The sequence below is a fragment of the Streptomyces sp. ACA25 genome (assembly GCF_028200735.1).
Classification (GTDB): Bacteria; Actinomycetota; Actinomycetes; order Streptomycetales; family Streptomycetaceae; genus Streptomyces.
Genome location: NZ_JAQKPV010000010.1, coordinates 63345 through 82410, shown reverse-complemented (window position 1 = coordinate 82410; position 19066 = coordinate 63345). Strand labels below are relative to the sequence as shown.

Sequence of the window (19066 nt, the reverse complement as noted above, 5' to 3'; positions counted from 1 at the left end):
CACCGGCCCCGGCCACCGGGAGCGGCCCACCGACCGCGCCCGCGCAACGGGAAGTGCGGCCCCCGGAGGGGCCGCACCGGTTTCCGCTGTTCGGGTCAGCAGCTCAGGTGGGAGCCCGCGCTGGTGCCCAGGATCTGGACGAACCGCTGGTAGGTGTCGATGCGGCTCTGGACCTGTCCGGGGTTGCCCCCGTTGCACTCCAGCGAGCCGTTGATCGCGCGGATGGTCTCGCCGAACCCGTGTCCGTTCACGATCGCCTGATGGCCGGTCATCGTGCCCGGGCCGCTCTGCGTGTTCCAGTACCACAGGGCGGTCCGCCAGGCGATGCCGGCGTCCGTCTGCACCTGGTTCGGGTTGTTCAGCAGGTCGATGCCAAGGGCGTCGCCTGCCGCCTTGTAGTTGAAGTTCCAGCTGAGCTGGATCGGGCCGCGGCCGTAGTACGCCGACTGCCCGGCCGGGCAGCCGTACGGCTGGCCGGCGTCGCAGTAGTGGGAGTAGTTGGCCTGGTTCTGCTCCACGATGTGGACCAGACCGCCCGTCTCATGGCTGACGTTGGCGAGGAAGGCGGCTGCCTCCCGGCGCTTGACCGTGTCGCTGCCGGTGTTGGCGAAGCCCGGGTAGGCGCTCAGCGCGGCGGTGAGCCCACTGTAGGTGTAGAAGGAGTTCCGGTTCGGGAACATCTGGTGGAACTGCGCCTCGCTCACCACGAAACCCGAGGGGTCCGGGTTGCCGGGGTTGCCCGGGTCACCGCCTGATCCTCCACAGGGGCCGTCGTCGGACCAGACGCCGGAGGATCCGCCGGGTGTCTCGTTCTGCGTCCACCACAGCGCCGTCCAGTTGCGGCCCTGGTAGGAGACGGTCGTACCGCCGTGGTAGACGGTCGAGGAGTTCCAGGCGCCGGCACAGCTCGCCATGGTGACGCCGGCCGATGCCGAGGAGGCCAGCGGCAGCAGGACCGCCAGCACGGCAGCGGTCACCAGCGCGGTGAGCAGCGCCTTGATGCGTTGTTTTGGCACGGAATGCACTTCCTTCGTGGGGGGGGTGCCGAACAGCCAAGCGTGCTTGGTCTATACCTGTCAAGGCAGGAGTCGTGTTCCGGCGTGACTTTCCGGTCCCCGCACGGGATCCTCACGGGATGAGCCCTCCGGCCGTCCCCCCCTCCCGAAAGGGCGTGACCCGTGACCTCCCCCCGCGACGACGAGCCGGTCCCTCCGGCGGGCAGCCGGCTTCTGCCCTTCTTCGTGTACGGCACGCTGCGGCCCGGCGGCCGCAACCACAGCTGGGCCCTGCGGGGCCGGACCACGGCTGAGGTACCGGCACGGATGCCCGGCGCGGTGCTGTACGAGGGGCCGGGCTTCCCGTACGCGGTCACCGAACCGGAGAACGCCGCCGCGGAGATCCACGGCCATCTGATCCGCCCCCTGCCGAGCCGGTACCGGTCGGTACTGGCCGATCTCGACCGGCTGGAGGGCTACGTCCCCGGTGCTGACGGCAACCACTACGAGCGGAGGGCCGCGGTGGTCCGGACCGAGTCCGGGGAGCCGGTCCGCGCGTGGGTCTATGTGGCGGCCGCTCCCCTGTCCGCCCGGCTGCGGGCAGCAGCCCGCAGCATCCCGGGGGGCAGCTGGCCCGCCCGCGCCACCCCGCACCCTGCGGAGGAACCCTGACCCCGCCGAACGCCGCGGCGGCCAGGCGCCACCGGTCCGGCGCCGGGCTTCCGGGTACCCCCGCCGTTCCTCCGTCCGGGACGTTAGCCTGCCCTTATGTCGGATGAACCGCCGGAGCAGCGCAGGGGAGCATGGCCGCCAAGGGGAGTCGCCCTCTCCCTGCTGATCAGCATGGGCGCCTGGCTGCTCTTCGGATCACCGATGGGAGGCAGCGGCCCCAGCGAGCCGCTCGCGGAGTCGGCCGCCGGCTGGCAGTTGATCCCCGGCTCGCGGTCGGAGATCGCCCGCTGCGACTTCCAGGGGGGCTGGGCCGCGCTGGAGTACCGGCGGGGCCAGCAGACCCGGGTCGGCGAGGATCTCCTCGTACAGCAGGGCGACCGCTGGGAGTTCGAGGACCCCTGGCGGGCCTCGGACATCCTCTGGGTACTGGGGGGCGAGCAGACCACACGTGGTCCGGCCCCGGCCGAGCTGACCGAGCTCGAGGTGGCGGAGGAACTGCAGTCGGCCCCCTCGCACTGGCGGTTCGGCAGCCGCACCGCCTGCGTACTCAACGGTGACAGCACCGGCGCCCGCTGACCTTTCCCCGAGCTGCGCACCTGCCTCGGAACTGCCGGTTGCCCAACGATCACTGTCCGGTTACCGTTCACCGGTGACGGATCGACTGATCACCGCAGGTGGCCTCGTGCTGCGCCCATGGACCGCCACCGACGCGGCGGCGGTGCACGCCGCGTTCTCCGCACCGCTCATGTCCCGCCAGACCGCCGAGCCGGTGGGCGACCCCGCCGCCGCCGAACGCTGGCTCGCCGAACGGGCCCGGGAATGGGCGGAGGGGACCGGCTTCTCCTGGGCCGTGACCGACGGCTGCGCAGTGCTCGGCTGTGTCCGGGTCTCCAGCATCAGCCGCCGGCACGAAACCGGCTGGGTGTCCTACTGGACCGTGGCGGCGGCACAGGGGCGCGGAGTGGCGGGCACCGCGGCCCGGACCGTCGCGGACTGGGCCCTCGGAGACCTGGGGCTCTTCCGCCTGGAGCTGGGACACCGGACGGACAATCCGGCCTCCTGCGGGGTGGCTGCCAGGGCCGGCTTCAGCGTCGAAGGGCTGCAGCGCGCCAAGCTGCGGTACGGGAACGAGCGGCACGACGTGGAGCTGCACGCCCGCCTCGCCTCCGACCCCTGAGCACCGCCCCGTGCGGCCCGGAGCGGCCCGAGTCGGCGCGTCACCGGTGCGGGCGCTGCCCGTCGGCGTGGCTTCCTCCCCCGGTCAGCCGCCGAGCGCGCGGTTCTCCTGCTCGGGCGTGGCCCTTGACACCGGGCCGTCCGGAGTCATGGGGTGCCGGTCCCCTTCCTCCCGCAGCCAGGCCCAGGTGTCGGCCACGGTTTCGGTGACGGGCCGGCAGCGCAGCCCGGCACCGAGCGCCCTGGCGACGTCGGAGCGGTGCAGCGAGTCGTGCAGGGCTCCCGGCGGGGTCCACAGCGGCAGGCCCGTCCACGGCTCGATCCCGGCGGCCAGGACGGCGTCGGGGCCGGCCCACCGCAGGTCGGCGCCACTGCCGGTCACTTCGGCACAGGCCTCGAGCAGCTCCGCCATCGTGGTGTGACCGGAAGGGCTCACCAGGTCGTACGGCCCACCGAGCCCGGCGGCCGCCGCGTCCAGGGTCCAGACCGCCAGGTCACGGACGTCGATGTACTGCAGGCCCAGCTCCCGGGGGCCGGGCGCCAGGACCCGGCCACCCCGGGCGATCCGGGACAGCCACCAGGGCAGCCGTCCGGAGTTCTCGTGCGGACCGAGGATGGCCCCGGCCCGCACCAGCAGTGCCCGTTCCCCGAAGGCCGCCAGGGCGGCCAGTTCGCCACCCCGCTTGTTCTGCGGGTATTCCCGCGCGCCTGCGTCCGGCGCCCCCTCGACCACCGGGCTGTCCTCATCCGCACCCGCCGGGACCGGGAAGGAGTACACCGAGCGACTGGACATGTACGTGCAGTGCCGGGCTCGCCGGGCCAGCAGGCGCATCGCGTCGTGTACCGCGCGCGGGGCTTCTGCCCAGGTGTCCACGACCAGGTCCCATTCCCCGGCACCGAGGGCCGCGAGCCCGTCGGGCGCGGTCCGGTCCCCGGTGAGGACGGTGGCCCCGGGAGGCGGCTCGCGCCGGCCCCGGTTGAACACCGTGACCGCCCAGCCCCGCCGCAGCGCCTCCTCGGCGATGCTCCGTCCGACGAACTCCGTGCCGCCCAGAACCAGAAGTCTCATCCCGCCAGTGTTTGCCCCAGCCGGGCCGGCGCGGGCCTCTTTCCGCCCGGCGCGGAATCCGCCCGGCGCGGAACGGCCGGTAGCGGCACGGCGCCGGAGGGCGGCCCGGGGGGCGCCTCAGACGGCCTCGGCCTGCGGCCGGGGCCGCTCCTCCGAGCCGAGGGGCTGCAGCTCAGGACTCCGGACCTGCCCTGCCGTGCCCTGGTCCGGGACCTGTACCGGGCTGTGCTTCCGCCGCTCGCGCTCCTGTGCGTCGAACGACTCCATGGTCCGGGCGAAATCCCGGGTCGAGAGCTGAAGCTTGTAGATGATGGCGAGCTCGAACGCGAGCAGCAGCGCTCCCGCGACGACCGTGACCGGCACCACCGCGTCCAGGGCGGGAGCGATGATGAACACCGCCATCTGGAACTCGATGCCGCTCACCAGATGGGTACGCATCCGGTGACGCAGCAGCAGGGAGCGGAACCGGAGGTACCAGGGGAACCGGCTGCGGAACTCCCGGTGCAGGTCGACCACGCCGGCCGGCGGCCCCGTTCCGGTCTTGGCGGCACGCTGGGCCGGGACGTTCCTCCCGCCCGGCTCTTCCCCCGCAGCGCCCTCGGTCCGTCCCGCCGCCCGGGCCAGCGTCAGAGCCGTGAGCCGGGCGCGCTCCGCCTCGTCACTCTCGGTGTCGGCCTCCGGGTTCTCCCGGAGCAGGTCCTCCATGAAGGCGAGCTCTATGTCGTTGTCCGCCGCCCGCGCCGACTCCGCCCGAGCCTTGATCTGTTTCCGCATCTCATGGCGGACTTTGAAGATCTGCAGGGCATCGATATAGCGGAGCATGTCCAGAAATACCACGGCAAGTGCCAGCCACAGATAAACAACCTCGCCCGTTCGGGTGTACTGGCCACCCATAAGAGCTATGGCACAGAAGAGCACGCGGATTCGGTCGAAGACATAATCGAGCCAGGCACCGAATACCGAGCCGGTTCCGGTCAGCCGGGCCAGCTTCCCGTCCATGCAGTCCAGGATGAAGCTCACGTGGTAGAGCAGCGCCCCGGCGACGAGCCACTGCCAGCTGCCGAAGGCGAAGCACGCGGCGGCACCGAGGCCGAAGAGCAGGGCGAGCCAGGTGATCTGGTTCGGTGTGAACCGCGTCCACCGCGCGGTCCAGCGGACCAGCGGCGTGGCCACCGGGTCCACCAGCAGCACGGTCCACCACGCGTCACGCTTCTTCTGCGTGATCTGGCGCACTTCTCTCAGCGGGGGGATGTCTTGAGGCATGGTCTGCTTCCCAGCGGCGGTTGGACCGGGTTGACGCTATGAGGGGTCCATGTGAAAACGCAAGCCCACGCGCACAGAACCTTGACAGCGAACCAACAGTCATACCGGGAGACGCCGTCACGACACCGGCCGTGAACCCTCCCAGGCCCATTCGAACTCCTCCCGGTAGGTCTGGAAAAGGCTCACCTCGCCCCGGTATCCGGACTCCGCGCCGCGCACCACCTCACGCCCCGCCGCGCGCAGAACCAGAGCGGGAGTCTCCGCGCCGCGGCTCCGGCTCAAGTAGGACTGCACGACCGCCACCCCGTCCGAACTGTCCGCATCCACGAAATAAGCACTGAATCGTGGAATATCATCGAATACGTGGATATTGAACGCCTCCGGGTCCTTTACCCGGCCGCGCACCCGGCGCACGTGGAGAATGCTCGTCTCCACGGAACGGCTGAGTTCGCTGCGCTTGAGGCCCAGCTCGCGTTCCCTCCGGCGCATCGCCCCGCAGGCCGGGTTCAGGAAGAGCAGCCGCAGGCGGCACCCCTCGTCGGCCAGCCGCACCAGCCGGCGGCCGGGGAAGTTCTGCACCATGAGCCCGAGAGCCGTCCCCATCGCGTCCAGCCGCCGGGCGCCTTCGAAGAGGTCCTCCGCGGGCAGCTGCCGCTGCAGCCGGACCCGGTCCGGATGCACCCCCGCCACATCCGTGTACCGGTCACCCACCAGGCGTTCGATGGCGTCCGCGGGAAGCCGGCGGTCCGCGGCCTCCCCCTCCCCGGAGTCCAGCAGCCCCAGCAGCCGCGCGCAGCCGCGCTCCGCCTGGTCCAGCACCGCCCGGCTCAGCCCGCGGTTCCGGCCGACGGCGCTGCGCGCCACCTCCAGCTCGTCCAGCGTGAGCTCCAGCTCCCGCCGGTTCTCCAGGTAGGGCGCGAAGCACGGCCAGTGCTGCACCATCAGCTCCCGCAACTGCGGGAGAGTGAGAAACGCGAGCACCGTGTCGTCCGCCGGATCGAGCACGTGCCCCTTGCGACGGCTCACCTCACGCAGCGCCGCGGCACGCTGCACCCACTCCTGACCGGTGGGCCCCGCCGCCGCTATCTCCCAGTCCTCACCCCGGACCGGCTCGTACACCGGCCGCAGCACGGCGGCCACCACCGCCCGCAGCCGCTGTTCGACCAGGTTCAGCCAGGCATACGCCCGGCCCGCCCGCTCCACCCGGGTACGGACCTCGGCCCAGTCCTGGGTGCTCCACGCCAGGTCAGCGCCGATCTCCACCGGGCGCGGCACCGACACCGTGCCGGGCGGCGCCTCGACGGCCTCGCCCCCATTGCCCGAGGGGAGCTCCAGCCCCGAAGAGCTCACCGCCTGCACCGCCTTCCGCCCCGCTGATGGATCAAGGAAGCCTACTGCGGTCCGGGCGGCCGACGCAGCTCACCGGGGAACTCAACTGAGCTTCTCCGCAAGCAACTCCGGACCGAGGAGTCAGATGACGTCCGCACCTCTCCCGCCACCCGCCGCGCCGGCCACGGTGCCCACGGCCACCTACCGGCTGCAGCTCACGCCCGGCTCCGGGTTCGCAGCCGCCGAGAAGCTCGTACCGTATCTGGCCTCACTCGGTATCTCGCATCTGCATCTCTCCCCGGTACTCGACGCCGCGCCGGGTTCGGAGCACGGCTACGACGTGACCGGCCACACACGGATTAGGGCGGAGTTCGGCGGTGCGGCCGGCCTGCGCGCGCTGGCGGACACCGCACGCCGCCACGGCCTGGGACTGGTGCTCGACATCGTGCCCAACCACATGGCGGTGCCGACACCGGCCGAGCTCAACGGGCCGCTGTGGGATGTGCTGCGCCGGGGACCCCGGTCGCGCTTCGCCCGGTGGTTCGACATCGACTGGCAGGCCGGCCACGGCAGGATCCTGCTGCCGGTGCTGGCCGGCCCGCTGGGGGAAGAGCTCTCCGGCATCACCGTGCACGACGGCACGGTGCGCTGCCGCAACCATCGCTTTCCCGTTCGCGAAGGGACGGCACACCTGCCGCTGCCCGAGCTCCTCGACGCCCAGCACTACCGGCTCGCCTGGTGGCGGCTCGCCCGCACCGAGCTCAACTACCGGCGCTTCTTCACGATCTCCGAACTGATCGGACTGCGGGCCGAGGACCCGGAGGTGTTCGAGGAAACTCACCGGACCGTGCTGCGACTGGTGGCGGACGGCACCGTGCAAGGGCTGCGCATCGACCACCCGGACGGTCTCGCCGACCCGGCCGGCTACCTGCTGCGCCTGCACGACCGCGTCCCGGCGAGCTGGACCGTGGTGGAGAAGATCCTCGGCACCGGCGAGCGGCTGCCCGCCGACTGGCGGGTGGCCGGCACCACCGGCTACGACGCGCTCCGGCACATCGACGCGGTGCTGACCGACCCCGAGGGCTGCGCCGCGCTCACCGAGGCCTACCGGGCGTTCACCGGAGCCGAACCGGACCGGGGCGGGGAATGGGCGGCCACCGTCGACCGGGCCGCCCGGCGGATCCTCGGCCACGAACTCGCCGCGGAACTCGGCCGGCTCACCCGCACCGCGGAGCGGGTCTGCCGCGCCGCCCCGGACCTGCGGCTGCGTGACCACGCACCCTGGGCGCTGCGCGCCGCGGCTGTGGAGTTGCTGGTGCGCATGCCGGTCTACCGTCCGTACGTCCCGTCCGGGGGCCTTCCGCCCTCCCCCGCCGACGAGGCGATGCTCACCGGCGCCGCCGAGGAGGCCCGGCGCACGCTCGCGGGCCCCGAGGGGGAGACCGCCGTGCGGACCGTGCGCGATCTGGCCCTGGGCAGGCTCGGCACCGGCACGGACCACGACGCCTTCCGGGTCCGCTTCGCCCAGGTCGCCTCCGCCCTGCGGGCCAAGGCCGTCGAGGACGCCGCCTTCTACCGCTACACGCCGCTGCTGTCGGCCTGCGAGGTGGGCAGCGACCCCGGCCGGCCCGGGTGCGGGCCCGACGACTTCCACACCTTCTGCGCCCGGCTCCAGCGGGACTGGCCGGCCACCGGAACGGTGCTCTCGACCCACGACACCAAGCGCAGTGCGGACGTCCGGGCGACACTCCGCGCCCTGACCGAGCACGCGCCCGGCTGGACCCGGCTGCTGCCCCGGCTGACCCGGGAGACCGCCCGGTACGGCAGTCCTGCCCCGGACCCCCATCTGGCATGGAACGTCTGGCAGTCGGCTCTCGGTCTGGGCGTCCCCGACCCGGACCGGCTGTTCGGCGCGGCCCGGAAGGCCGCCCGGGAGGCGGGACTGCGCACCTCCTGGACCGAACCGGACACCGCATACGAAGCGGCCGTCGAGAACTTCGTCCGGAGCGGGCCGTGCGGGGCGCCGGCCGAACTGTTGAGCGGTTTCGCCGAGGAACTGCGACCCCAGGTGCGGGCGCAGGTGCTCGCGGCGGCACTGCTGCACCTCACCATGCCGGGGGTGCCGGACATCTACCGGGGCAGTGAGGGGTGTTACCGAGCTCTGGTGGATCCCGACAACCGGCTGCCGGTACCACCCTGCACAGCGGACCTGACCGCCCTGGACGACGGAGCGGCGCCGCACGACCTGCACACCGAGAAGCTGCGGCTCACCGCGGTCGCGCTGCGCCTGCGACGCGCCCGGCCGCGGACGTTCGGCGCGGCCGGCGGCTACCGGCCCCTGCGGGCGGAGGGCAGGACCTCCGGACACTGCCTGGCCTTCCTGCGCGGGGAGAGGGCGGGAAGGGACAGCACCGGCGGGGACGAGGTGATCACAGCGGTCACCCGCCTGTCGGGACGGCTGACCGCCGGTGGCGGCTGGGAGGGGGCCCGGCTGCGGCTTCCCGCAGGAACCTGGCGGGATCTCCTGACCGGCCGTACCCAGTGCGGAGCCGCCCTGCTGGCAAGCGTGTTCGAGGACGGCCCGGTCGCCCTGCTGGTCCGTCAGAACCAGATCTGACGGTGCCGCACATCTTTACAGCTTCGGCGGACGGCGCTATGTTGCGGCAATGGGAGCGCTCCCATTGCTACGTGACTGATGCACCCCCCCCACCTCATCACGTCGAAGGGACGCCACGCGATGAGTCCTATGAGACATCGTGCAATACCTCGAAAGCGCTTGAAGAAGCCCGCTCTGCTGACTCTGCTGGCGGTTCTGCCCGCACTCTGCATGGTGATGCTGACCGGAGGGAACGCGGCGGCGCACGGCGCCCCCATGGACCCCGGCAGCCGTACCTTCCTGTGCTGGAAGCACAGTCAGACCCAGAGCGGTCAGATGGACCCGACGAACCCGGCGTGCCGGGCGGCCCTCAACCAGAGCGGAGCGAACGGCTTCTACAACTGGTTCGCGGTGCTGCAGTCCAACGGCTCCGGCCGGACGGCCGGCTTCATTCCTGACGGGCAGCTGTGCAGCGGCGGCTCCGGGGCCTACGACTTCTCCGGGTTCGACCAGGCGCGCGACGACTGGCCCTACACCCACCTGACGGCCGGCGCGCAGATGCGGTTCACCTACAACGTGTGGGCCCACCACCCGGGTGAGTTCCGCCTGTACGTCACCAAGGACAGCTACGACCCGACGCGGCCGCTGCGCTGGTCCGACCTCGAGGACCAGCCCTTCCACAGCGTCGTCGACCCGCCGTGGACCGGCAGCGTCGGCACGGTGGAGGCGGAGTACTTCTGGACCGCCACGCTGCCCTCCAACAAGAGCGGCAAGCACATCATCTACATGGTGTGGGACCGCTCCGACAGCCCTGAGACCTTCTACAGCTGCTCCGACGTCGTGTTCGACGGCGGCAACGGTGAGGTCACCGTGCCGGGCGGCACCAACCAGCCCCCGCCCGACCCGACCGACCCCACGGACCCGACCGACCCGACCGACCCGGGCAACGGCGAGTGCTCCGCGACCACCTCGGTCGTGAACACCTGGGCCGGCGGCTACCAGGGTGAGGTCACCGTCACCAACACCGGCGACAGCGCGCTGCGCGGCTGGAGCGCCTCCTGGGCGACTTCCGCCGGCGGCTCACTGCAGCAGGTGTGGAACGGGGTGGACACGTCCTCGGGCGACCGCGTCTCGGTCCGTAACACCGACTGGAACGGCTCGCTCGCGGCCGGCAGCTCCACCACCTTCGGCTACATCGCCAGCGGCGACGCACCGACCGGCTCCGGATCAGTCAGCTGTGACGGAACGGTGGCGGGCGCCTCCGCCGCCCCGGTGGGACAGGCCGTGCACGCGTCCAGCGGGCACGACCACCATGTCCCCGTCCACGAGGAGTGCGCCGACCAGCCCCTCCTCACCCGGATGATGGACAACGCCCGCAGCCTGGTGGCGACACCGGTCGCCGGCTGATCAGCAGTCATCCCGGACTCCGGCCTGCCGCCACTTTCCTGCCCCCGCAGGGCGGCAGGCCGGACCCGTTCCCGGCCAGGCCGAGCAGAGCCCGGCCTGGCGGCAGTCACGACGCGGGCGCGGTGAGCAGGAACCCCACACCGCCGAACCGCACCTGGTCACCCGGCCGGACAGGGACCGAGCCGGTCACCCTCCGCCCGTTGACCCAGGTCCCGTTGGCCGAGCCGAGGTCACGGAGCCGCCACCCGTCCCCGGTGCCGCGCAACTGTGCGTGGCACCGGGAGACACTGGCATCGTTGAGCCGCAGAATCGAGCCCGGGGCCCGCCCTATGGTCATCGGATACGGCCCGGGCGCCGGCAGCAGCAGCTGCGGCAGCCGCCCCGCCTGCCAGGCGCCCCGCAGCCGGCGCCGGTACTCGGACACCCTCCCGGCCGCGCGGACCAGGCCTCCCCGGCGCGGCTCCCGGCCCGGCAGGTCGTGCAGCACCGCCCGCAGTTCCTCGGGCCGCCGCGCACCGAGGACGAGCTCCATCCGGCGCAGGAAGGTGTCCTGGGAAACCCTCCCCTGGGCAACGCTCTCGCGCAGCACGTCCAGGGCGCGCTCCCGGTCCGCGTCGGACACCCTGTGCGGCGGGAAGCTGGGTTCGCAAGACGTCATGACCGGTCATTCTTCCGTCCCCGCCCAGGGCTGTCCAGGCGCGCCCGAAGGGGACGGGGAACACCGGTGGCCATGTCCACCGGGCCGGCCCGGTGCCGCCGTCCGGGGGGCCGCCTTCCTGGCTCCGGCGCGCCGGGACTCCGCCTGCTGGCGCGGCGCGCGCCACGGCCCGAGCATGGTGCTCATGCTCTTCGAGGTGTGGGCGCCGCGAGCCGGGGCCGTCACGCTGCAGCTGGCAGGGCGACGGCTGCCGATGCGCCCGGACGTCACGGGCGACGGCTGGTGGTGGGCCGAGGCGGAGGCGGAGGACGGGACCCGGTACGGTTTCGCGGCGGACGACGGGCCGGTCCTGCCCGATCCGCGCGGCCGGCGGCTCCCCGACGGGCCGGGCGGGCCGAGCGCGGTCCTGGACCACGCGGCGTTCGTCTGGCAGCACCCCTGGCCGGGACGGGGACTCCCCGGCACGGTGCTGTACGAGCTGCACATCGGCACGTTCACCCGGGAGGGCACCTTCGACGCGGCGGCCGGCCGGCTCGGCCATCTCGCCGCGCTCGGGGTCGGTCACGTCCAGTTGATGCCGGTGTGCCCGTTCCCCGGCACGCACGGCTGGGGATACGACGGGATCGCACCCTGGGCGGTGCACGAGCCGTACGGCGGACCCGCCGGGCTGAAGCGGTTCGTCGACGCGGCTCACGCCCGGGGGCTGGGGGTGGTGCTCGACGTCGTGCACAACCACCTCGGGCCCTGGGGCAACTCCCTCCCCGCGTTCGGCCCGTACTTCACCGACCGGCATCACACCCCCTGGGGAAGCGCCGTCAATCTCGACGGTCCCGGCTCCGACGAGGTACGGGCGTACTTCCTCGGCAGCGCGCTCGCCTTCCTGCGGGACTACCGGCTGGACGGGCTGCGGCTGGACGCCGTGCACGCCCTCGCCGACACCCGGGCCCAGCACTTCCTCACCGAGCTGTCGGAGGCGGTGGACCGGCTGGCACAGGAACTGCGCCGGCCGCTGTTCCTCATCGCCGAGTCCGACCGCAACGACCCGCGCACCACCGTCGGCCGGGAGGCCAACGGGCTGGGGGTGCACGCCCAGTGGAACGATGACTTCCACCACGCCCTGCACACCGCGCTCACCGGTGAATCCCATGGGTACTACGCGGACTTCGCCAAGGCTCCGCTGGCCGCGCTCGGGAAGACCCTGACCGCTGCGTTCTTCCACGACGGCAGCTACTCCTCGTTCCGGGGACGCGGCCACGGCAGTCCCGTGGACCGCGACACCACCCTGGCGCACCGGTTCGTGGGGTACGCGCAGAGCCACGACCAGGTGGGCAACCGCGCGCTGGGCGACCGGCCGGCAGTACCGCTGACCGAGGGGGCCCTGGCCTGCGCCGCCGCACTCGTGCTGTGCGGGCCCTTCACCCCGATGCTCTTCATGGGTGAGGAATGGGGTGCCACCACACCGTGGCAGTACTTCACCGATCACCAGGACCCCGCACTGGCCGAGGCCGTGCGGGCCGGCCGGCTCGAGGAGTTCACCGCGCACGGCTGGGACGCGGCAGAGCTTCCCGACCCCCAGGATCCGGCCACCAGGGACCGGTCCGTGCTGCGGTGGCCCGAGCAGCCGGAGCAGCACCGGCTGCTCACCTGGTACCGCGAACTCCTCGCGATCCGGCGGGAACACCTCCCCCGCGGACTGCGGTTCGCGGACGTGACGGTGGACAGCGACGAGGAGGCCCGCCGGCTGGTCGTGCACAGTGGCCCGCTCACCGTCGCGGTGAACCTGTCCCCCGAATCCGGTGCGGAAGTAACGCTGGGCCGGGGTGGGTTCGAGCTGCTGGCCGCCAGGAGCCGGTGTCCGCCTCCGGACGGCAGCGGCCTGCTGCACCTCGCGCCGGAGTCTGCCGCGGTCCTGCTGCGGGCGGCCGACGGGACCGGGAACGGCGGGGCCCCGGGCAACGACGAGGAGGAGCGCCGGTGACCGCGGACCCTGCGGGCCACGGGCACGCGTGTGCGTGCCCGGAGGGGGTACTCCGCATCACCCTGATGACCGCACTACCGCGAGGTGGCTGATGCTGAACAAGCTGCACGACAAGCTGGGGCTCCGGACGGACCCGGTCATCTTCTTCGTGTCCGCGGCCCTCACCGTGGTCTTCGTCGTCGCGGCGATCAGCTTCACTGACCAGGTGGACCGGGGGTTCGGCGCGGCCTCCGGCTGGATTCTGCGCAACCTCGGGTGGTTCTACATCCTGGGCGTCACCACGTTCCTGGTCTTTCTGATCGGGATCGCGCTCAGCCGGTACGGGCACATCCGGCTGGGCGGGCAGAACGCCCGGCCGGACCACAGCAACCGGACCTGGTTCGCCATGCTGTTCGCGGCGGGGATCGGCACCATCCTGATGTTCTGGGGGGTGGCGGAGCCGATCAGCCATTACGCGACGCCGCCCCAGACCGGAGTGGAGCCGGAGTCGGTCGAGGCGGCCGAGATGGCCATGGCCTACTCGATGTACCACTTCGGGCTGCACACCTGGACCATCTTCTGTCTCCCGGCCCTGGCGTTCGCGTATTTCGTCTACCAGCGGGGACTGCCGTTCCGGGTGAGCTCCGTCCTGCACCCGCTGCTGGGTGAGCGCATCCACGGCCGGCTGGGCCGGATCGTCGACATCACCGCGGTGATGGGCACCCTGTTCGGGGTGGCCGTGTCGATCGGGCTGGGCACTCTGCAGATCAACAGCGGGCTCGCGCGGCTCTTCGGTATCCCGGAGGGCAACCCGGCGCAGCTCACCATCATCGCCGTGGTCACCGTCATCGCCACCACCTCCGTGGTGCTGGGACTGGACCGGGGGATCAAGCGGCTGTCGAGCCTCAACATCTCGATGGCGGTCGGCCTGATGCTCTTCGTGTTCTTCGCCGGATCTACGGTGTTCCTCGCCCGCGGCATCGTCGAGAGCACCGGCACGTATCTGTCGTCCCTGATCCCGCTGGCGTTCTGGAACGACACCTTCGCCAGCACCGGCTGGCAGGGCGACTGGACGGTCTTCTACTGGGCCTGGACCATCACCTGGTCCCCGTTCGTGGGAATTTTTATCGCGCGCATCTCCCGGGGCCGCACCATCCGGGAGTTCGTGCTCGGGGTGCTGGCGCTTCCCACCGCCTTCACCCTCGTCTGGTTCAGCATTTTCGGTCTCTCCGCCATCGGCATCGAACGGGAGGGCGACGGCGGGCTCGTCGAGGCGGTGGTGGTCGAGGACGACGTCCCGGGCGCGCTGTTCACCCTGCTGGAGAACTTTCCGCTGACGCTGCTGGTCTCCGCGGTCGCGGTACTGATCGTGGTCATCTTCTTCACCACCTCCTCGGACTCCGCTTCCCTGGTCGTCGACATGCTCTGCTCCGGGCAGCAGGAGAGGGAGGCCCCCACCCGGCAGCGGGTCTTCTGGGCCATCACGGAGGGCGTCGTGGCAGGAACGCTCCTCGCCGCGACCGGAGTGGGCGGTCTCAACGCCCTGAGCCAGGTGATCATCGTCTTCGGGCTGCCGTTCTTCGTGATCGCCTACCTGATGCTGTACTCCCTGCTGCGGGCCCTGCGCCAGGACTACCCGCAGCTCAGCCGGCCGGTGCTGCCCGAGGACATGCGGAAGCCGGAGCCGCCCCCGGAGGCCACCGCGCCGGAAACGACGGCGCCGGAGAAGGGCACAGCACCGGAGGCCCCGCGGGACACGCCCGAGAAGCCCGAGAAGCCCGAGGCAGCGTCCTGATCCGCTGTGCCCGCCCGGACGGGGGCCGGTGCGGTGCTCAGCCGCCGTCCGCCAGGCGGGCGAACCGGCGGGCGACCGTCCGCCAGGCCCGGACGGCGGCCGGCTCCGCGGCCATCGCACCGCGGTGCAGCTCCTCAGGGTCGAAGCCGTGCCGGCGGACCGACTCGGCGTCCCAGTGCCGCAGCCGGTCGGCGGGCACCTCCGGGTGGAACTGGACGCCCCACGCCCGGGATCCGACCCGGAATGCCTGATACGGGCAGCGGGCGCTCCGGGCCAGCCAGTGAGCCCCCGGCGGCAGGGCGGTGACCGCGTCGACGTGCCGCTGGACGGCGGGCACACTCCGCGGCAGCCCGTGGAACAGCGGGTCGTTGCCGGCCTCGGCACGCAGGGTCAGCGGAACGCTGCCGAGCTCCGGGGCACCGGCATCGGCCGTCACCGTTCCCCCGGCGACCTGGGCGAGCAGTTGCCCGCCGAGGCAGATGCCGAACACCGGGATCCCGCGGCCGACCGCCTCTCCGACCAGGGCCCGGGTGGGCTTCAGCCAGGGTGCCCGGACCTCGTCGTCGGGCATGAACCCCCCACCCAGGACGACCACCGCGTCATGCCGGGGGCGGGAGGGGACGGCGGCCCCGGCGTAGCCGTGCACCACCTCGAGAGCGGCACCCGCATCGGTGAGCCACTCCCCGAAGCGCTGTGGACCGCCTTCCGGGGTGTTCTGTACGACCAGGATCCGCGCACCCACGGCGTCCTCCACTGGTGACGTGTTCCTGCCGGTCTCCGCCCGCGACTGCCGGGGTCACCCCTTCTCCGGCTCCAGCCGCACCGCTATGGAGTTGATGCAGTAGCGCTGGTCGGTGGGGGTGCCGTAGCCCTCCCCCGAGAAGACGTGGCCCAGGTGGGATCCGCACGAGGAGCACCGGACCTCGGTGCGCGGACGGCCCGGAATCGAGTGGTCCGGGAGCAGTTCGACGGCCTCGCTGTCCGCCGGGTCGTAGAAGGACGGCCAGCCGCAGTGGCTGTCGAACTTGGTCCCGGAGCGGAAGAGTTCGGTGCCGCAGCCCCGGCAGGTGTAGACGCCGACGGTCCTGGTGTCCGTGTACTCGCCGGTGAAGGCCTGCTCGGTGCCGGCCTGCCGGAGCACCCGGTACTCCTCGTCCGTGAGCTCTTCGCGCCACTGCGCGTCGGACTTCTCCACTTCGTACCCCATGGAATGCTGCTCCTCAGTTCGACAGGTGGGCGAGAATCTTCGGGCCGAGCTCGGTGACGTCGCCCGCGCCCATGGTGAGTACCCGGTCGCCCGGCCGCACCAGTCGTGCGACCGCCTCCGGGACGGCGGCCGGACCGTGCCCGGGACGCACGTCCGCTCCGTGTGCGCGGGCCGCCTCGACGATCAGCGCGCTGGTCACTCCGGGCAGCGGGTCCTCCCTGGCCGGATAGATGTCCAGGACGAGCGAGGTGTCCGCCAGCGTCAGCGCCGCGCCCATCTCGGCACTCAGCTCCTTCGTGCGGCTGAACAGATGCGGCTGGAAGACCACATGGATCCGGCCGGCTCCGGTGCTCTCCCGGACCGCCTCCAGGTCGGCGGTCATCTCGGTGGGGTGGTGGGCGTAGGAGTCGATCACTGTCACGCCATTCACCTCCCCTTTCACCTGCAGCCGCCGTGCCACCCCGGTGTACGTCCCGAGCGCCTGCGCCAGCTCCCCGGCGGGTACGCCGGCGGCCGCTCCGGCAGCCAGGGCGGCCACCGCGTTGTGGGCGTAGTGCCGCCCGGGCACCGCCACCGTGAAGCTGAGCTCACGGCCCTCCAGCAGCACGGTGACCTCGCTGGTGAGCCCGGCGGGGATGACCTTGAGCACCCGGACGTCGGCGTCGGGGGCGTCGCCGTAGGTGAGCACGCGCAGGTCCGCGCGCGGAGCGAGACGGGCGGTCAGCTCACGCGCACCGCCTTGGTCGGCGTTGATGATCAGGGTGCCGCCGGGCCGGACCCGGCCGACGAAGGTCGCGAAGGACTCGTGGATCTCCTCGATCGACGCGTAGTTGGCGTGATGGTCCAGTTCCACGTTGAGGATGATTGCGACCTCGGGCGCGTAGCGGTGGAAGCTGCGGTCGCTCTCGTCCGCCTCGGCGACGAACAGCTCTCCGGTGCCGTGCCCGGCATTGGAACCGGGGATGTCCAGGTCTCCGCCGATGGAGTAGCTGGGGTCGAGGCCGAGCGCGCGCAGGCCGACGGTCAGCATCGAGGTGGTGGTGGTCTTGCCGTGGGTGCCGGCAACCGCGAGGGTGCGCAGCCCGTGCATGAGCGCGGCGAGCGCTTCGGAGCGGTGCAGCACCGGGACACCGCGCGTGCGGGCCGCGGCCAGCTCCGGGTTGTCCTCCCGGATGGCGCTGGAGACCACGACGCAGTCGCTGTCCGCGGCCAGCTGATCGCCGGCGTGCCCGAGGTGCACCGTCACTCCGAGTGCGCGGAGGGCGGCGGTGGTGCCGGATTCGCGGGCGTCACTTCCTGTCACCCGGGCGCCCCGGCGGGCAAGGATCTTGGCGATACCCGACATTCCCGCACCGCCGATGCCGATGAAGTGCGGCCGTTCCATCGCGGGCGGGGGCGTTGCCATACGTGTCTCTCCCAGGTCGAGGCGTGCCCGTCGATTGTCGCACCCGAGCCGGGTCCGGCGGCCACGGCCCGGCCCGTGCGTGCCGCCACCGCGGGGCCGCTCCTGCTGCTGCGCCGCCTGCTACTCCGCGTGAGCGAACAGCTTGAGTACCGGGACGCCTACTGTGTGCCGCGCGCGGGAGGCCCAGTCGCGGTGGAAGAGCTCTTCGAGGTAGTGCGGGGCGGTCAGCACGATCACCTCGTCGGCATGCGTCTGCTCGACCACGGAGGACAGCAGGTCCAGCGGACGCTCCTCCACGAGCTGGCCGACGGCTTCCGCCCCGGCGTCCCGGAGCGCCCGCAGGGAGTGCTCCAGTCCGCGTTCGGCGGGCCCGAGGACGTCCTGGCCCTCGGGTTCGTCGGCCTCCCGGACGGCGTCGCCGAACTCCCCCAGGGCCATGTCGTCCAGCGCCCGCAGCAGCCGGTCCTGCTCACCGCGTGGCTGCATGAGCACCACGTAGGACAGTGGCTCGTCCTCGTGCAGAGAAGTGACCATGTCGACATCCGTGGGCACCAGGGGCTTCTCGATCATGAGGACCGTCGTGATCACAGCACGCACCTTCCACCGGGCCGGGCCCGGACGGGCCCGGCAGCGACCCGCCCTCCCCACGGCCGTGCGGAACGGCGGCCCCTCTCAGCCTGCCCGTCCCAGAATAGGACGGAACGTCTGATTAGGCGGAGTCTCCGTGGAGCGGAGTGCCCGGGGCGGCTCTGCGGTAGCGGGTGAACAGGAACCCCGCTTCCTCCAGGACGGACACGAGTTCCAGCTCCTGCGGCACCGTGAGCTCCGGACCCTCCGTGACCCGGGCGGCCGTACCGGCCGTGAGCCGGGGAGAGAGCGACAGACACAGCTCGTCCAGCGCCCCGGCGGCCGTGAGCTGTCCGAGCAGCCGCGGACCGCCCTCGGTGAGCTGCCGGGTGTACCCGCGCCGGGACAACTCGGGCTTGATCCGGGCCGGATCGGCGCCGGTGCCGTCCCCGGCGAGCACGACCTCGGCGCCCGCCTCACGGGCGGCCGCCAGCCGGTCGCCCGGAGCGGAGGCACCGGTGACGACCAGGGTGGGGGTCGAGGCCGCGGTGAACAGCGGCAGGGAGAAATCCAGGTCCAGGCTCGCGCTGACCACCGCGATGGCAGGGGCCGGGAGCCGGCCCGCGGCGGCCCGCCGGGCGGCGAACTCGGCCCGGGCCCTGGCCGGCCGGTAGCCCTCCTCCCGGGCGGTCCCGGCTCCGACCACGATCACGTCACAAAGGGCGCGCAGCACCCCGAAGATCCGCATGTCGGCCGGGCCGGACAACGGCTGGGAACGGCCCTCGTGCAGGGCGGCACCGTCCAGAGAGCTGACCATGTTGGCCCGCAGCCAGCCCTTCCCGGGCTGCTCGGGGTACGCGTAGGCGTCCGCGAGCTCCAGGAGCTCCCACGGACGGTCGGTGGTCTCGGCCGGATCCGCGGAGGCGGGGAACACGCGTCGCATGGGGCGCAGTGTGGCACAGGGTGCCGT

The 19066-nt window shown here is 72.2% G+C and carries 17 protein-coding genes; 7 read left to right on the top strand and 10 right to left on the bottom strand.

What is annotated here, in order from left to right; all coding sequences use genetic code 11:
* Window positions 1-95 precede the first annotated feature (95 nt).
* The gene (locus PJ985_RS16590; protein WP_271684564.1) at window positions 96-1016 is read right to left on the bottom strand and encodes a glycoside hydrolase family 19 protein; all 921 of its coding nucleotides are present in this window, start codon (window positions 1014-1016) and stop codon (window positions 96-98) included.
* A 162-nt stretch (window positions 1017-1178) separates the two neighbouring features.
* Between PJ985_RS16590 and PJ985_RS16585 the strand changes: the two genes are divergently transcribed.
* From PJ985_RS16585 to PJ985_RS16575, 3 genes are all read left to right on the top strand, one after another.
* Entirely contained in the window at window positions 1179-1667 is a 489-nt protein-coding gene (locus tag PJ985_RS16585; RefSeq protein ID WP_271684563.1) for a gamma-glutamylcyclotransferase family protein, read from the top strand.
* Between the two features lie 96 nt (window positions 1668-1763).
* Window positions 1764-2243, top strand: coding sequence for a hypothetical protein (locus PJ985_RS16580; protein ID WP_271684562.1), 480 nt, complete (start codon window positions 1764-1766; stop codon window positions 2241-2243).
* Between the two features lie 73 nt (window positions 2244-2316).
* Complete coding sequence (locus tag PJ985_RS16575) at window positions 2317-2844, top strand: GNAT family N-acetyltransferase (RefSeq protein ID WP_271684561.1); 528 nt, start codon at window positions 2317-2319, stop codon at window positions 2842-2844.
* 84 nt (window positions 2845-2928) lie between these two features.
* On the opposite strand, the gene PJ985_RS16570 is transcribed toward PJ985_RS16575, so the two are convergent.
* The 3 genes from PJ985_RS16570 to PJ985_RS16560 all read right to left on the bottom strand — a co-directional run bounded on the left by PJ985_RS16570 (window position 2929) and on the right by PJ985_RS16560 (window position 6525).
* Window positions 2929-3912, bottom strand: a complete 984-nt coding sequence (locus PJ985_RS16570; protein WP_271684560.1) for an NAD-dependent epimerase/dehydratase family protein — start codon at window positions 3910-3912, stop codon at window positions 2929-2931.
* Window positions 3913-4029: 117 nt separating this feature from the next.
* Window positions 4030-5175: a CDP-alcohol phosphatidyltransferase family protein gene (locus PJ985_RS16565; RefSeq protein WP_271684559.1), complete on the bottom strand. Its 1146-nt coding sequence runs from the start codon at window positions 5173-5175 to the stop codon at window positions 4030-4032.
* Window positions 5176-5292: 117 nt separating this feature from the next.
* Window positions 5293-6525, bottom strand: a complete 1233-nt coding sequence (locus PJ985_RS16560) for an SAV2148 family HEPN domain-containing protein (protein ID WP_271684558.1) — start codon at window positions 6523-6525, stop codon at window positions 5293-5295.
* A gap of 124 nt (window positions 6526-6649) precedes the next feature.
* On the opposite strand from PJ985_RS16560, the gene treY reads away from it, so the two are divergent.
* Both treY and PJ985_RS16550 read left to right on the top strand, forming a co-directional pair.
* A complete protein-coding gene (gene treY, locus PJ985_RS16555; protein ID WP_271684557.1) occupies window positions 6650-9121 on the top strand; it encodes a malto-oligosyltrehalose synthase in 2472 nt (823 codons plus the stop codon).
* Window positions 9122-9280: 159 nt separating this feature from the next.
* Entirely contained in the window at window positions 9281-10507 is a 1227-nt protein-coding gene (locus PJ985_RS16550) for a lytic polysaccharide monooxygenase (RefSeq protein WP_333909865.1), read from the top strand.
* Window positions 10508-10613: 106 nt separating this feature from the next.
* Here PJ985_RS16550 and PJ985_RS16545 read toward each other — a convergent pair whose 3' ends face one another.
* Window positions 10614-11165 carry a DUF1707 and FHA domain-containing protein gene (locus tag PJ985_RS16545; protein WP_271684555.1) on the bottom strand — a complete coding sequence of 184 codons (552 nt, stop codon included), beginning with the start codon at window positions 11163-11165 and terminating at the stop codon, window positions 10614-10616.
* Window positions 11166-11349: 184 nt separating this feature from the next.
* Between PJ985_RS16545 and treZ the strand changes: the two genes are divergently transcribed.
* Together treZ and PJ985_RS16535 are read left to right on the top strand one after the other, a co-directional pair.
* Window positions 11350-13143, top strand: coding sequence for a malto-oligosyltrehalose trehalohydrolase (gene treZ, locus PJ985_RS16540; RefSeq protein WP_271684554.1), 1794 nt, complete (start codon window positions 11350-11352; stop codon window positions 13141-13143).
* A gap of 91 nt (window positions 13144-13234) precedes the next feature.
* Entirely contained in the window at window positions 13235-14917 is a 1683-nt protein-coding gene (locus PJ985_RS16535) for a BCCT family transporter (protein WP_271684553.1), read from the top strand.
* Window positions 14918-14954: 37 nt separating this feature from the next.
* Here PJ985_RS16535 and PJ985_RS16530 read toward each other — a convergent pair whose 3' ends face one another.
* The 5 genes from PJ985_RS16530 to PJ985_RS16510 all read right to left on the bottom strand — a co-directional run bounded on the left by PJ985_RS16530 (window position 14955) and on the right by PJ985_RS16510 (window position 19039).
* On the bottom strand, window positions 14955-15671 hold the full coding sequence (locus tag PJ985_RS16530) for a type 1 glutamine amidotransferase (RefSeq protein WP_271684552.1): 717 nt from the start codon (window positions 15669-15671) through the stop codon (window positions 14955-14957).
* Window positions 15672-15713: 42 nt separating this feature from the next.
* Window positions 15714-16124, bottom strand: a complete 411-nt coding sequence (msrB, locus tag PJ985_RS16525; protein WP_271684551.1) for a peptide-methionine (R)-S-oxide reductase MsrB — start codon at window positions 16122-16124, stop codon at window positions 15714-15716.
* Between the two features lie 13 nt (window positions 16125-16137).
* Window positions 16138-17529, bottom strand: a complete 1392-nt coding sequence (gene murC / locus PJ985_RS16520) for a UDP-N-acetylmuramate--L-alanine ligase (protein ID WP_271684550.1) — start codon at window positions 17527-17529, stop codon at window positions 16138-16140.
* 120 nt (window positions 17530-17649) lie between these two features.
* Window positions 17650-18117: an indole-3-glycerol phosphate synthase gene (locus PJ985_RS16515; protein WP_271684549.1), complete on the bottom strand. Its 468-nt coding sequence runs from the start codon at window positions 18115-18117 to the stop codon at window positions 17650-17652.
* A gap of 121 nt (window positions 18118-18238) precedes the next feature.
* Complete coding sequence (locus tag PJ985_RS16510; protein WP_271684548.1) at window positions 18239-19039, bottom strand: pyrimidine reductase family protein; 801 nt, start codon at window positions 19037-19039, stop codon at window positions 18239-18241.
* Between the last annotated feature and the right edge of the window lie 27 nt (window positions 19040-19066).